The sequence below is a fragment of the Paraperlucidibaca sp. genome, assembly GCF_982810325.1.
Window position 1 is genome coordinate 1 of record NZ_CEYEMI010000001.1, and the last position, 15,054, is coordinate 15,054.

At 54.2% G+C, this 15,054-nt stretch carries 11 protein-coding genes and 1 pseudogene; 8 read left to right on the top strand and 4 right to left on the bottom strand.

The features are described 5' to 3' along the window. Positions 1-50: 50 nt before the first annotated feature. The gene (locus tag AC3DKE_RS00005; protein ID WP_379070943.1) at positions 51-1,010 is read right to left on the bottom strand and encodes an LpxL/LpxP family acyltransferase; all 960 of its coding nucleotides are present in this window, start codon (positions 1,008-1,010) and stop codon (positions 51-53) included. Positions 1,011-1,089: 79 nt separating this feature from the next. Next, complete coding sequence (locus AC3DKE_RS00010) at positions 1,090-1,452, bottom strand: hypothetical protein (RefSeq protein ID WP_487989635.1); 363 nt, start codon at positions 1,450-1,452, stop codon at positions 1,090-1,092. A 452-nt stretch (positions 1,453-1,904) separates the two neighbouring features. On the opposite strand from AC3DKE_RS00010, the gene waaA reads away from it, so the two are divergent. Further along, positions 1,905-3,200 (top strand): lipid IV(A) 3-deoxy-D-manno-octulosonic acid transferase, encoded by a 1,296-nt coding sequence (gene waaA / locus AC3DKE_RS00015; RefSeq protein WP_487989637.1) that lies wholly within the window; start codon positions 1,905-1,907, stop codon positions 3,198-3,200. After that, positions 3,197-3,937, top strand: a complete 741-nt coding sequence (locus AC3DKE_RS00020) for a 16S rRNA (uracil(1498)-N(3))-methyltransferase (RefSeq protein WP_487989639.1) — start codon at positions 3,197-3,199, stop codon at positions 3,935-3,937. Before waaA ends, AC3DKE_RS00020 begins: the two co-directional genes overlap by 4 nt. 34 nt (positions 3,938-3,971) lie before the next feature. On the opposite strand, the gene AC3DKE_RS00025 is transcribed toward AC3DKE_RS00020, so the two are convergent. After that, entirely contained in the window at positions 3,972-5,324 is a 1,353-nt protein-coding gene (locus AC3DKE_RS00025; protein WP_340675442.1) for a TolC family outer membrane protein, read from the bottom strand. A gap of 282 nt (positions 5,325-5,606) precedes the next feature. On the opposite strand from AC3DKE_RS00025, the pseudogene thiC reads away from it, so the two are divergent. The 6 genes and pseudogenes from thiC to serB form a co-directional block, all read left to right on the top strand. Then, positions 5,607-7,433: pseudogene (gene thiC / locus AC3DKE_RS00030) on the top strand (phosphomethylpyrimidine synthase ThiC); the annotation flags it as partial. After that, entirely contained in the window at positions 7,433-8,047 is a 615-nt protein-coding gene (locus AC3DKE_RS00035; protein WP_340675444.1) for an NUDIX domain-containing protein, read from the top strand. The pseudogene thiC and the gene AC3DKE_RS00035, both read left to right, overlap by 1 nt. A gap of 38 nt (positions 8,048-8,085) precedes the next feature. After that, the gene (locus AC3DKE_RS00040; protein WP_340675445.1) at positions 8,086-8,592 is read left to right on the top strand and encodes a DUF1249 domain-containing protein; all 507 of its coding nucleotides are present in this window, start codon (positions 8,086-8,088) and stop codon (positions 8,590-8,592) included. Continuing rightward, on the top strand, positions 8,589-10,478 hold the full coding sequence (gene parE, locus AC3DKE_RS00045) for a DNA topoisomerase IV subunit B (protein ID WP_340675446.1): 1,890 nt from the start codon (positions 8,589-8,591) through the stop codon (positions 10,476-10,478). Before AC3DKE_RS00040 ends, parE begins: the two co-directional genes overlap by 4 nt. A gap of 3 nt (positions 10,479-10,481) precedes the next feature. Further along, complete coding sequence (gene parC / locus AC3DKE_RS00050; RefSeq protein WP_487989641.1) at positions 10,482-12,719, top strand: DNA topoisomerase IV subunit A; 2,238 nt, start codon at positions 10,482-10,484, stop codon at positions 12,717-12,719. 6 nt (positions 12,720-12,725) lie between these two features. Further along, positions 12,726-13,949 carry a phosphoserine phosphatase SerB gene (gene serB, locus AC3DKE_RS00055; RefSeq protein WP_379070923.1) on the top strand — a complete coding sequence of 408 codons (1,224 nt, stop codon included), beginning with the start codon at positions 12,726-12,728 and terminating at the stop codon, positions 13,947-13,949. A gap of 38 nt (positions 13,950-13,987) precedes the next feature. On the opposite strand, the gene AC3DKE_RS00060 is transcribed toward serB, so the two are convergent. Further along, positions 13,988-14,878, bottom strand: a complete 891-nt coding sequence (locus AC3DKE_RS00060) for a LysR family transcriptional regulator (protein WP_340675449.1) — start codon at positions 14,876-14,878, stop codon at positions 13,988-13,990. Between the last annotated feature and the right edge of the window lie 176 nt (positions 14,879-15,054).

Consider the following 15,054-nt stretch of genomic DNA (forward strand, 5'->3'; position numbering starts at 1 on the left):
GCGAACTACGGCTGAGCCTATAAAACCGGCACCGCCGGTGACTAAAATTTTCATGCGTCCTTCTTCCTTTTTTTCTTCGCATAATACGAGAGCTGACCTTCTAGTTGGCTCTTAAACCGTCGATGAAACCACATGTATTGCGCCGGCGCACGCCGAATCAGCGTGCCCAACTCTGCGTTTATGCGACTAGCATCGACGACATCATCGCCGCACGGGTAGCCCTCTAGCGCTGGCGTAAAACTCAGCGTGTAGTCGGCGTCATCGCCGTGACGCATGAAGTGTGAAAACAACACAGCGGAGCCATTCACTTTGGCCATGCGTGCGGTGGCAGTGAGCGTGGCGGCGGGCACGCCAAAAAATGGTGCCATGACGCCTTGCTTGAGGCCGAAATCTTGGTCTACTGAAGTCCATACGGTTTCGCCTTTTTTCAGCGCTTTAAACAGCGAGCGCATGTCGGCGTGGTCGATTTGGCCGGAGTAGAGCTTGGCGCGGCGGTTGCGGATAAACCAATCGGCGACGGGATTATTTTGCGGGCGATAGACTACTTGCAGTGGAAATTGCTGCGAGATGATGACGCCGCTTAAGTCTAAGTGGCTGTAATGTGCGCCCAAAATAATCACGCCACGCCCTTCGGCTTGAGCGGCGTGGACATGCTCGACACCATTTACGCGGCAGGCTTTCAGTAGCAGCGAGGGTGAGCGCATCCAGCCACGGGCGACTTCCATTACGCCGATGCCGCCTTCGCGGAAGATATTGCGCACTAAAAGCTCACGCTCGCTCTCACTGAGCTCGGGAAAGCACAGGCCAATGTTCACTCGAGTATCTGCCACGCGTGATGGCACCAGCTTATAAGCAAGCGCGCCTATGCCTGCGCCCATGCGCCGTTGTACTGCCCATGGCAGCCAGCCGAGCAGGCACATCAGGCCTAAGCCGAACCAGATCGGCCAATAGCGTGGATGTAGCATGAATAAGTGAATACCGTCGTCGGCGCGAACTACATTACGTCCCATAACTACCTGTCATCAAAATCAAAACTGCGCCTAGTGTATGTTGGTCAGTGCAATGCCTCCAGTGCTGCAAAAGGCAGGACTAGCCTAAACGTCGCCGATAAGTCAGTAGTGCTAAAATAAGCAAAAGTGGCAAAGCTAATTCAAGACTTTCTTCCATGGCCACTATGGCCAGTCGAGCATTTGCAGGAACCGCTATATTAAATAGATCATGCATTTGTGAGCTAAAGCGATCAAGAATCTTGGATATCGCACCCAGCGCGAGGCTATAAACAAGCAGGTGTGCTGAGGTATCTGAGCTTGCTTGAGTGCGTAAAAACAGCAGCATGCGCTTGGCCAAATACACCAGCAGGCCAATCATGACCAACAAAGCTAAGCCGCCAGCAACCTTATCGTGAAAAGGAATGTCGGGGCTTTTATAAAAATTTGTTTTGATAAAGCTCATGGTAAACAATGCTTTATGCATATCAAGCTCGCGAGCACACATCAGTAGAGCTGCAATGCTTGATGCAAGGCGCACTCGCAACTGCAACTGGCTTTGCAGTAGAACTAGGCCGGCCAGTACTAACCATAGGACTGTGCTGAACACTTCGTATGGACCACTTTCGCTATATAAAAAAGTCGAAACTTCGAGCGGTGCCTTTAGTGCTATGTAGGCAGCAATGCCTAGATAGGCGGCCAGTGGCGGGAGTAAGACTTTTAGGGTGGATACGTGGCTTTTCAATTTACTGTCTCATTGGCTATCTGCTTGATAGGGCGATTATTCTGTAGCTGGCTCTACTGCTCGGAATCTTTTAAGGCATATCCGCGAGCCATAATTACCTGTCATCAAAACCTAAACAGCACCTAGTGTATGCGGGTAGAATCATTGCCTCCAGTATTTCCGAGGAATGGCTTTTGCCCCGTTGGCTCTACACCGTGTTGCTCACGCTAGCATTCCCTTTTGTGTTTCTGCGGCTATGGCTGCGCGGGCGCACGTCACCTGCTTATCGCCTGCGTTGGCGCGAGCGTTTGGGGCGGGCCCCGAGCGATGCCTCAATGCTCACGCGCCCGATTTGGCTGCATGCAGTTTCGCTTGGTGAAACATTGGCTGCGCGACCGTTGGTCGAGGCCATTCGTGAGCATTATCCCGATGTGCCACTACTGATCACGACCATGACGCCGACTGGCTCGGCGCAAGTGCGTGCGCTTTGGGGCGATGACAATGCTGACTTTGCCCATGTCTATGCGCCGTATGATTTCCCGTGGGCCGTGCGGCGCTTTCTCGCGCACTGGCAGCCACGCGCATTGGTGATTATGGAAACTGAGTTGTGGCCAAATACTTTGGTGGCGGCACGGGCTCGTGGCATTCCGGTGATGCTCGCCAATGCTCGGCTCTCGGAGCGCTCAGCACGTGGCTATGAGCGTGCGGGCCTTCTTGGTGCTGAATTGATGCGCCAACTCACGGTGGTGGCTGCGCAAGATGAGGCTACGGCTGAGCGCTTTTGCTTGCTGGGGGTGCCATCGAATCAAGTTGTGCGCACAGGCAGCGTGAAGTTCGATCTCGCGGTGCCTGAGCATTTGCACGATGACGCTGCGCGCTGGCGCGTGGCGTGGTCTTTGCTTCAGCGGTCGGTGTGGGTCGCAGCAAGTACGCATGCGGGTGAAGATGAGATTGTGCTGGCAGCGCATCGTGCAATTTTGCAGACACATCCCGAGGTGCTGCTGATTTTGGTGCCACGCCATCCAGAGCGCTTCGATGCCGTCGCTAAGCTCATTAGCAGCGAAGGCTTGCAGGCTGTTAGGCGCTCATCGCATGAGCTAGTCGGCGCCAACACGCAAGTATTGCTGGCCGATAGCATGGGTGAGTTATTGCTCTGGCTGGCCATGGCGAAAGTGGCCTTTGTTGGCGGCTCGCTGCTCGCGCCAGGCGGCGGACATAATGCGCTGGAGCCATTGGCTGTGGGCGTGTCGACGCTGACCGGCCCGCATTACACCAACTTTCAAAGCATCAATGACACGCTCATCGCGGCCGGCGCTTTGACTGTCGTGAGCAGCGCGGCGGAGCTAGCGCAGGCAGTTTTAGCGCGCTTCGATGATCCTGAGTTACTGCAGAGGCAGCGTGCTGCAGGTGCGGCCGTCATGGCGGCAAATCAGGGCGCAGTGGGGCGACAGCTGGAGTTGCTAGCGCCTTGGTTGGGCGAGGGCGCGTGAACCTCATCACTTTTACATCGGAAGATTTAATCGCACCCGACACGCTGGTGTTGCGCGATCGCCGCTTACAGCATTTGCTCACCGTAAATCGCCCTGAAATTGGCTCGCTTTTAAAAGTCGGTGAACTAGGTGGCATGATCGGTCAAGGTGAGATCATCGCGCTTTCGCCTGAGCAGGCGACACTGCGCATTCGTCTCGATACACCGCCTCCGCCAAAACGCGAAATGGTTTTAGTGCTGGCGTTGCCGCGACCGAAAATGCTCAAGCGCATCTTACAAATGGTGGTGACGTTGGGCGTGACTGAGCTGGTTTTAATCAATAGTTTTCGCGTGGAAAAAAGCTTTTGGCAAAGCCCGTGGCTCAGCGAGGCGGCTATTGCTGAGCAGCTGCGTTTGGGGCTGGAGCAAGCTGGCGATACAGTCGCGCCGCGAGTGACATTAGCGCCGCGATTTAAACCTTTTGTCGAAGATGATTTGCCTACGCTAATGCAGGGGCGCCAAGGCTGGGTCGCGCATCCAGCCAAGCAAGCTAATGGGCCGCAAGGGGGCAGTGCAGAGACGAGGCGCTTATCCCCCAGCACTAAGCCCACGCTCCTAGCCATTGGCCCAGAGGGTGGGTTTATCGCTTATGAAATAGAAAAACTGCAGGCCGCAGGCCTAATCTGCTGCGATCTCGGCCCACGTATTTTGCGCGTAGAGACAGCGGTCGCAGTGGCACTAGGGCAGCTATTGCCTTAGCGGCGATCACGCCATAAGCATCCGACCATTACGCTTATTTTGCCGCTAACCAGCCGTTCACCGTCGCAACTGTCGCTTCATCTAGCTGCCCGGCCAGCGCCTTCAATCGCAAGCTATTCATCACATAGTCGTAGCGCGCGTTAGCGTAGTCACGGCTAGCGGAATAAACGCGGGTTTCAGCTTGCAACAACTCGACGATATTGCGCGAGCCTACTGAGTAGCCGGCCTGTGCTGCTTCACGCGCGAGCTCCGCTGAGCGCAAGGCGCGCTGGCGTGCGGCAAGGCGTTGGCTATCGGTTTTAACCGTCATAAATGCGGTGCGCGTAGCGGTCACGATTTGATGTTCTTGCGCCATCGCCGCTGCGCGAGCGGCATCGGCTTGATAACCAGCTTGCTTGACCAACGCCAGTGTGCGACCGCCGGCAAATAGCTCCCAGCGCGCCTCTACGCCGATAGCGCTTTGGCGGCCAGCATTAAAGTTGATCGGCGAGTTTGGGTTGGGCGGTGTGATATCTGAATTGCGAATATCGCCGGTGCTGGCATAGGCATCAATGGATGGTAGGAAGCCTGCCCGTTGCGCTTCTTTAGCTTTCGCTGCGGCCGTTGCGGCGAAGCGTGCGGCAATTAAGCCAGGGTTGTTTTGCTTCGCGAGTTCGGCCCATGCTTTGGAGTCATTCGGCACTGGGTTTGGGGTCGGGATGCTTTCTGGTAAAGGTGATAAATCATCGACTTCGGTGGCTAAAGCGGCGTTTAGCGTTTCCTTGGCATGAGTTAGGCCTATTTCAGCGCTCAAGCGCTCGGCAGTCGCGGTGTCACGCTGAGCATCGGCCTCTACAACATCGGCGCGAGCGATCACGCCGACTTTAAATTGTGCCTGAGCTTTATCGCGCTGGCTGCTCAATGCATTTTCTTGTGCCTGCGCGAACGCCAGTGTGTCTTGCGCACGCAGTACATCAAAGTAAGCACTGGCAACACCTAAAAATAACTCTTGGGTGCGGCTATCGGCCTCGGCTTCCTGCTGCGAACGCTGTGCACTAATGGCCTTGTACTGATGCCAAGCATCCCAATGAAAAATTGGCTGAGTTAGGCGTGCGCCCCAGGTGGTTTGCTTGTAGTCGAGCTTGCCAAGAGCGGCTGACTGGCTATTGATGTTGATTTTGTTATAGCTGGCTTCTGCACCTAAGTGCGGCAATAGCGCTGAGCGCGCAATAATCGTGGATTGGCCTGCAGCGAGGCGTTGTGCACGTACTGCCGCTAAATTGGGATCATTGACTGAGGCGAGTTGAATGGCGCCAAGTAGGTCTAGCGCATGCGCCGGCAGCGCAATAGTAGCGGTGGAAATAGACAGCATGGCCAAGCTAAGCAGGCGTTTGGACAAAGTGCGCATGAGGCATGACTCAAAAAATGATTGCGAGAGCCTAAGCTGAGGCGCGGTGACGTGCAAGTCATCGTGCCGATGAGCTGCTCATGCACTACTCATGTAGGAGCAAAGCAGGCACTCAAAGCCTCGCGTCGTGTTGTGACAGCAGGCCCTCGCGCTATATAGTGGCGCATCGCTGAGCGGCCGAGCGGCCGCTATTTACTACGCCATCAGGATGAGCTCATGAATTCGCCCGAAAAAGCCTTTTTAAGCAGTGCTGCCACTGTCGATGCAGCAGCCATTGCGCCGTTGCCAAACTCGCGCAAGGTCTACGTTACGGGCTCGCGTCCTGATATTCGCGTGCCGCAGCGCGAAATTAGCTTGGATGACACACATACCAATAATGGCATTGAGAAAAATGCGCCGGTCATTGTGTACGACACCTCCGGCCCTTACACCGACCCATCGGTGAAAATTGATATTCGCCAAGGCTTGGCCAGTGTGCGCTCGAACTGGATCGATGAGCGTGGCGATGTTGAATTGCTCAGTGGCGTTAGCTCAACCTTCGGCCTGCAGCGCGAAAAAGACTTAACCACTGCTAATTTGCGCTTTGGCCACACGCGCCAACCACGCCGCGCTAAGGCCGGCATGAATGTGTCGCAAATGCATTACGCGCGTCGCGGCATCATCACGCCGGAGATGGAATACGTAGCGATTCGTGAAAATCAGCGCTATGAAGCTATGGCCGATAGCGGCCTGTTGCACCATCAGCATCCGGGCCAGAGTTTTGGTGCGTCGATTCCGAAAATCATCACGCCTGAATTCGTGCGTGAAGAAATTGCTCGTGGCCGCGCGATCATTCCTGCCAACATTAACCACACTGAAGTCGAGCCTATGATTATTGGCCGCAACTTTTTGGTTAAGGTCAACGCCAATATCGGAAACTCCGCGCTGGGCTCTTCGATCGATGAAGAGGTGGAAAAAATGACCTGGGCCATCCGTTGGGGTGGCGACACCGTGATGGATCTTTCCACCGGCAAAAACATCCACGAAACCCGCGAATGGATCATTCGTAACTCGCCGGTGCCAATTGGCACGGTGCCGGTGTATCAGGCTTTGGAAAAAGTCGGCGGTGTTGCTGAAGACTTAACGTGGGAACTTTATCGCGACACGCTTATTGAGCAGGCCGAGCAGGGCGTGGATTACTTCACTATCCATGCTGGTGTGCTCTTGCGCCACGTGCCACTGACCGCAAAACGCATGACCGGCATTGTCTCGCGCGGTGGTTCCATCATGGCGAAATGGTGCTTGGCGCATCACAAAGAAAACTTCCTTTACACGCACTTCGAAGACATCTGCGAAATCATGAAAGCCTACGACGTGTCCTTCTCACTTGGTGATGGTCTACGTCCTGGTTCAATTGCCGATGCCAATGATGCGGCCCAGTTTGGTGAGCTAGAAGCACTTGGCGAGCTGACTAAAATCGCGTGGAAGCACGATGTGCAAACTATGATCGAAGGCCCAGGCCACGTGCCTATGCATTTGATCAAAGAGAATATGGATAAGCAGCTTGAATGCTGCGATGAAGCGCCGTTCTACACCTTAGGCCCGCTCACCACCGACATCGCACCAGGCTATGACCACATCACTTCCGGCATTGGCGCTGCCATGATCGGTTGGTTCGGCTGCGCCATGCTCTGCTATGTGACACCGAAAGAGCATTTGGGCCTACCCAATAAAAAAGATGTGAAAGACGGCATCATCACCTACAAGATCGCCGCTCATGCCGCCGACTTGGCGAAAGGCCATCCGGGTTCGCAAATTCGCGACAACGCACTGAGCAAAGCCCGCTTTGAATTCCGCTGGGATGACCAATTCAATCTCGCGCTCGACCCCGATACCGCTCGCTCATATCACGATGAAACGCTGCCGAAAGAGGCGCATAAAGTGGCGCATTTCTGCTCCATGTGTGGCCCGAAGTTTTGCTCGATGAAAATCACCCAAGATGTGCGCGATTACGCCGATAAGCTCGATGCTAATAAAACTGCTGAGGAGTTAGCAGAGGCAGAAAAAGGCATGGCCGAAATGTCCGCAGAGTTCCGTCGCCAAGGCGCGCAGCTCTATAAGGAAGTCTGATGAATCACGGCGAATCTGAATCTGGCGATATCGAAGTCATCCAGCGCGATACTGTGTTTCAAGGCTTTTATCGCCTCGATCGCGTGCGCTTAAAGCACCGCCAGTTCGATGGATCAATGGGCCCAGAAATTAGCCGTGAGTTATTTGTTCGGCCGCATGCAGTCGGCGTGCTGGTTATCGATCCTGAGACCAGCGAGCTGCTGCTAATTGAGCAGTTTCGTGTTGGCGCCATGGCGGATAAATACCCTTGGCAAATCGAAGTGGTTGCGGGCTTGGTTGAGCCTGGCGAATCACTGGAAGCCGTGGCTATTCGCGAAACTGTCGAAGAGGCCGGCGTGGCTATTTCAGAGCTAGAAAAAGTCTTTGAGTTTATGCCCAGTGCTGGCGGCTCTGATGAGCGCTTCACCTTGTTTGTCGCCCCAGCCAATTTGTCCCGCGCCGGTGGCGTGCACGGCGTAGTGGAAGAGGGCGAGAACATTCGCGTTACCGTGGTCAGTCTAAACCAAGCGCTGCAATGGCTTGCGCAAGGTCGCATCAATAACGCGCCGTGCATGCTTGCTGTGCAATGGTACGCCGCTAACCGCGATCGCCTGAAAAAGAAGTGGGGTAAATAGCCTCAATGTGGCCGCGATACACCGTCGATCTGGCGGGCATGCATGCACTTTACGAACTCAATTACGCGCGCATGACCAAGCTCCTGCGCGGCGCTGGCGTGCACGGTCGTGTTGGTTATATTTCGCCAATCGAGTTTGCCTGGGGTGAGTCGGTCAAATTCGGCGAGCTATGGTTGCCGCAACCAGTTTTGCAGCTCAGTCGTGTCGAACAAACGCGCTATACCGAGACTTGGCGTTTGGCACAGATGACCCCGGCCTTGCCGTGGTGCCCCGAGCTCGACATGGAAGTACGCCTCTATAATGACGCCGAAATGGCCGATGTCTTACGCTTTCAGCGCGCGCGGCGGATTCCCGCTATTGTTGGCCTCGCCGACGCACAAGGCTGGCGCGTCAACGAAAAAGAATTAGTAAATCGATTTTTAGGTGATTGTCTGCAGCATTGCTTGGCTTATGGTCATGCTAGAGACCCTCGATTATTGCCTGACTTTTCGCGCTGGGATGGCTTATCGCAGCCGCCTTTGGCGCCCTCGGAGGATGTGGAATGAGTGTTTATAGTGCCTCGGCTATTGAGGTTTTATCGGGGCTAGATCCGGTGCGCAAACGCCCGGGCATGTATACCGACACCACGCGCCCGAACCACATGGTGCAGGAAATTCTCGACAACTCCGTAGACGAGGCCCTCGGCGGTTTTGCTGATGAAGTCCGCGTTGTGCTCCACGCCGATGGCCTCATTGAGATCAGCGACAACGGCCGTGGTATGCCTGTCGATATTCATCCTGAGCATGGCGTTTCGGGTATCGAGCTCATCCTCACGCGTCTGCATGCTGGCGGTAAATTTTCCGGCAAAAATTATAAATATTCCGGTGGTTTGCACGGCGTTGGCGCCTCAGTAGTTAACGCCTTATCGACACATTTGGAAGTCGAAGTAAAACGCAATGGCCAGCTCTGGCGCATGACCTTTGCCGATGGCTATAAGCGTGATGACCTGCAAATTGTTGGTGATTGCGCTAAGCGCGCGACCGGTACCGTGGTGCGCTTTCGCCCCGATCCAAAATATTTCGACTCGCCGAAAGTTTCGCTGACCAAGCTAAAGCATGTGTTGCGTGCAAAAGCCGTGCTTTGCCCCGGCCTACATTTGCATTTTTACGATGCCGCCAGCGGCGAGCGCCTCGAATGGCATTATCAAGATGGCCTAAGGGACTATCTGGTCGAGGCCACCGACGGCTGGGCGCGTCTGCCCGAGGAGCCATTTTTAGGCCAGTTTGAGTCCAAGGCCGAGGCGGTAGATTGGGCCGTACTGTGGTTGCCAGAGGGCGGTGACCTCACGCAAGAATCTTACGTTAACTTAATCCCCACAATTCAAGGCGGAACTCACGTCAATGGCCTGCGGAGTGGCTTGCTCGATGCCCTGCGCGAGTTCTGTGAGTTCCGTAGCCTATTACCGCGTGGTATCAAATTAGCACCTGAAGATCTTTGGGATCGCTGTGCTTTTGTGCTCTCAGTGAAGATGCAAGATCCGCAATTTGCTGGCCAAACCAAAGAGCGCTTGAGCTCGCGTGAGTGTGCTGCGTTTGTCTCTGGTGTAGTGAAGGATGCGTTTTCGCTGTATTTGAACCAACACACCGAGATGGCCGATCAGCTCGCCCAGCTTGTGATTAACTCAGCTCAGCGTCGGCTGAAGCAAAACAAGCAAGTCGCTCGTAAGCGCATCACATCAGGCCCTGCATTGCCTGGCAAATTGGCCGACTGTGCTGGCTCAGATATCAAGCGCAGCGAATTATTTTTGGTCGAAGGTGACTCCGCTGGCGGTTCAGCGAAGCAGGCTCGAGATCGTCAATTTCAGGCTGTTATGCCCTTGCGCGGTAAAATTCTCAACACATGGGAAGTGGAGTCGACACAGATTCTCGCTTCGCAAGAAGTGCACGACATTGCCGTCGCGCTCGGTGTCGATCCCGGTTCTGAAGATTTAAGCGGCCTGCGTTATGGCAAGGTGTGTATTCTCGCCGACGCTGACTCCGATGGTCTTCACATCGCCACACTGCTTTGCGCTCTGTTTATGCAGCACTTTCCAGCTCTAGTGCGTGGCGGTCATGTCTGTGTTGCGATGCCGCCGTTATTTCGTATCGACCTCGGCAAGCAAGTGTTTTACGCCCTCGATGAGGCCGAGAAAAAAGGCATCCTTGATCGCTTAGAGGCTGAAAATAAGCGTGGCAAGCCGCAAGTCACGCGCTTTAAAGGTCTCGGCGAAATGAATCCGCTGCAACTGCGCGAAACCACCATGGCTCCGGATACGCGCCGGCTCATCCAGCTGGTACTTGATGAACCCGAAGCCACACACGAAATGATGGATATGCTGCTGGCGAAAAAGCGCTCCGGCGACCGCAAAATATGGTTAGAGGCCAAAGGTAATTTGGCCGATGTGGAAGTATAAGAAATGACTGACGAACTGATCTTGCCCGCCGATGGCACTGAGCTGGTGCCCATGCGCACCTACACCGAGCAGGCGTATTTGAACTACTCGATGTACGTGATTAAAGACCGTGCGCTGCCGCATATTGGTGATGGCTTGAAGCCGGTTCAGCGCCGCATTGTTTACGCGATGAGCGAGCTTGGCCTAAAGAACACTGCCAAGCATAAAAAGTCGGCGCGTACCGTCGGCGATGTGCTCGGCAAATACCATCCGCACGGCGACTCGGCCTGTTATGAAGCCATGGTTTTGATGGCGCAACCGTTTAGCTATCGCTACCCATTGGTCGACGGTCAAGGCAACTGGGGTTCACCAGACGATCCTAAATCCTTCGCCGCCATGCGTTACACCGAAGCCAAGCTCTCGCCCTATGCTGACACGCTGCTCGCTGAGCTAGAGCAGGGCACAGTGAATTGGCAGCCTAACTTCGATGGCACACTCGATGAGCCCTGCGTCTTACCCGCGCGTCTGCCCAACTTATTGCTCAATGGCACGACTGGTATTGCGGTCGGCATGGCTACTGACATCCCCGCGCACAACCTGCGCGAAATCGCCCAAGCCACCATCGCACTGCTAAACGATCCCGGTCTCTCGCTCGATGATCTTTGCGAGTTTGTGCAAGGCCCAGACCTTGCTACCGCCGCCGAAGTCATCACCCCGCGCCACGACCTCGTGCAGATGTACGCCACTGGTCGCGGCGGTTTCAAAATGCGCGCGGTCTATGAAATCGATGATGGCGACATCGTCATCACCGCCTTGCCGCATCAAGTCTCTGGCGCAAAAATTCTCACGCAAATCGCCGATCAAATGCAGGCGAAAAAGCTGCCATGGGTTGCCGATTTACGCGACGAATCTGACCATGAAAATCCAACGCGCCTAGTCGTGGTGCCGCGCTCAAATCGTGTCGATGCTGAGCAGCTGATGGGGCATTTATTCGCCACGACCGAGTTAGAGAGCAGCTATCGCGTCAACATGAACGTCATCGGTCTCGATGGTCGCCCGCGCGTCATGGGCCTACGCGAAATGCTCAGCGAATGGCTAGAATTCCGCACACTCACCGTGCGTCGCCGTCTACAGCATCGCCTCGATAAAGTTTTGGCGCGTTTGCACATCCTCGATGGTTTGTTGATTGCCTTCTTAAATATCGATGAAGTCATCCGCATTATTCGCTACGAAGAAGAGCCTAAAGCCGAGCTGATGCTGCGTTTTGGCCTTAGCGATATGCAGGCCGAAGCCATCCTTGAGTTGAAACTGCGGCATTTGGCCAAGCTCGAAGAAATGCGCATCAAAGGTGAGCAAGATGAGCTGGCGAAAGAGCGCGATCATCTGCAAAAAATCTTGGGCTCGCATCTGCTATTGAAGCGATTAATAATCAAAGAAATTGAAGCTGATGCCGCCAAATACGGCGACGCGCGGCGTTCACCATTGGTCGAGCGACGTGAAGCTGAAGCCTTAAAAGAAAGTGACTTAACACCCGCCGAGCCCGTCACTGTAGTGCTCTCTGACAAAGGCTGGGTACGAGCCGCCAAAGGCCATGATGTCGATGGCACTAGCCTCAGCTATAAAGCCGGCGATGCCTTCCTAGTGCAAGCCGCAGGCAAGTCCAACCAGCAGGCTATCTTTATGGATAGCACCGGCCGTAGCTATTCCTTGTTGGCCAATACCTTGCCCAGCGCACGTGGCCAAGGCGAGCCGCTGACCACAAAATTAAACCCTCCCGCAGGCGCGCAGTTTGTCTGCCTTATCATGGGTGAGACATCGCAGCGTGTGCTACTTAGCAGTAACGCAGGCTATGGCTTTGTCGCCACACTCGCTGATATGGAGGCGGGCAATCGCAACGGTAAAGCCTTGCTGACCTTGCCTGCTGGCTCCGAGGTGGTGGCACCTGTCTTACTAAAAGGCAGTGAGCAAGATCAGTTGGCGGTGCTCAGCAGTGGTGGACGTTTACTGGTATTCCCAATTGCTGATTTGCCGCGTTTGGCAAAAGGTAAGGGCAATAAGTTAATGAATTTGAGTGCCAGCGAAGGTGAGAGCATTGTCCAAGTTATTCCCATTGCCGAAGGTCAAAAACTCACGGTAATTGCCGGCGCGCGCCACGTCACACTCAACGATAAAGACCTTGCTCACTATGTTGGCGAGCGCGGCCGTCGTGGTCAAAAATTACCGCGCGGCTTCCAGAAAGTCGACGGCCTGCGCGTGGAGTAACTGTAAATGCGTGAAATTCTCTTAGTATCAATCTCTGGCCCTGATCGTCCCGGTATTAGCGCCGCCCTTACTGAGGCGTTGGCTTCTCATAAAGTTAGCGTGCTCGATGTCAGTCAGGCCGTTATTCATGACCAGCTCACGTTAGGCCTAGTGATTGAAACTGGCGGTGAGCAGGACTCGGCCATTCTCATGCGTGCGGTGTTGTTTAAAGCGCACGCACTCGGCTTGCAGGCTCGCTTCACGCCGATCAGCGCTGATAGCTATCACCAATGGGTTTCCGGTCACGGCAAAGCGCGATATATCTTTACGGTGTTGGCGCGTAAAATCACCGCTGAGCATTTAGCGGCGATGACCAAGTTGATCGCTGAGCAAGGCTTAAACATCGATGGCCTGCAGCGTTTATCGGGTCGCGTTCCTTTAGAAGGTGAAGGCGGTGAGAAGCAAGCTAAGGCTTGCGTCGAGTTTTCGGTACGCGGCGAGCCGAAGTCAGCTGATGCCCTGCGCGCGGAATTATTACGCTTGGCTGGTGAGCACGGCATCGATATTGCCTTCCAAAAAGACAATGCCTTTCGCCGTAATCGCCGCCTCGTTTGCTTCGACATGGACTCCACACTGATTGAGCATGAAGTCATCGATGAGCTCGCTATGGCGGCCGGTGTTGGTGCGCAAGTGGCGGCAATTACTGAGCGAGCCATGCTTGGTGAACTCGACTTTACGCAAAGCTTTGAGTCTAGAGTGGCCTTGCTTAAAGGTCTTGATGCGAGTGTGTTGGAGTCAATAGCGCAGTCGCTGAAGCTCACTGAGGGAGCTGAGCATCTCATGCTCACACTCAAGGCTCTTGGCTATAAAACCGCTATCTTGTCCGGTGGCTTTAACTATTTTGGTGAATACTTGCAGCGCAAATTAGGCATCGATTATGTCTTTGCTAATCAACTTGAAATTGAGGATGGCAAAGTCACTGGCCGCGTTACTGGCCAGGTAGTTGATGGCGCACGCAAGGCTGAGCTATTGAAAATGATTGCCGAAAAGGAAGGCGTGAATCTAGAGCAAGTCATCGCTGTAGGTGATGGCGCTAATGACTTGCCTATGCTCAGCATTGCAGGTTTAGGCATTGCCTTCCGCGCTAAACCATTGGTGCGTGCAAATGCCAAACAAGCCATCTCTACCCTTGGTCTCGACGGCATTTTGTACCTGCTTGGTGTGCGCGATAGAGACTTGGATTTAATCTAAATACTGGCCAAGGCTATGTGCTTTGGTCGCAGCTATTTTTAGTCCGGTAAATTGACACCACACGCCGCTAAGAATCGTCTTAGTCCACGTGTGGTGTATTTGTTTTTATGGCGCAATACAAAAAGTGATCGGCGTAAGTCTAAGAATGGTGTGTTTAAGATCACCACGCGCCCAGCATCGTGTGCTTCCTGCAGTGTCATACGTGAGGCACAGCCCAGCCCAATATTTGCCTCTACGGCACGTCGGATGGCTTCGGTGTGACTAAGCTCTAGCCGTATATGCATGCCAACTAATTTTCCTGCGATAGCATTATCAAATACTTCGCGCGTGCCCGAGCCAGCCTCACGCAAAATCCATTGCGCCTGATTCAAGTCTTCAAGAGTCAGTGACTCTTTCGTAGCGAGTGGATGTTGGGGGCTGGCAAATATCACTAGCTCATCATCTATCCATGGCAATACATCGATATCGGGGTCGTGGCAAAAGCCTTCAATAAAGCCAATATCGCAGGTGAATTGCCTTACAGACTCGACAACGTGGCGCGTATTGCCTACGTCTAAGCTGATTTCTGCTTCGGGGTGTAGCTGCAGATAGTCGCCGATGCGCTGAGGCATCAAATAGTTGCCTACGCTTAAGCTGGCACCAATGCGCAAGCGGCCGCTACCTGGTAGATCGCCGCGACAGATATCTTCGATTTCACGAACGCGGGCAACTGACTCTAGCGCGAGTGGTAGTAGGCGATGGCCAAGGTCATTAATCTGTAGGCGTCTACCGACACGATCAAAGACTTTCTCGCCAAGCTGCGACTCTAGATCTGAAAGCGCCATGCTGGTCGCGCTTTGCGTGAGATTGAGCCACTCTGAGGCGCGTGTAACGCTGCCTTCGCGTGCCACAGCGGCAAATACATCGAGCTGTTTTAAGGTGATGCGCATGAGCAGTTGCCAATAAGTAAACGCAATGCTCTAGCTTAGCGGAACTTAGTCCCTGAAAACAAAACACCCCGCACTAGGCGGGGTGTTTTTGATGTTGCTTCAGCAGTCCATTGCTGCGAAGTTGCTTACAGACCTAGCAGGCCGAGTAAGCCACCAATAGGAGCCAATGGTGTGCC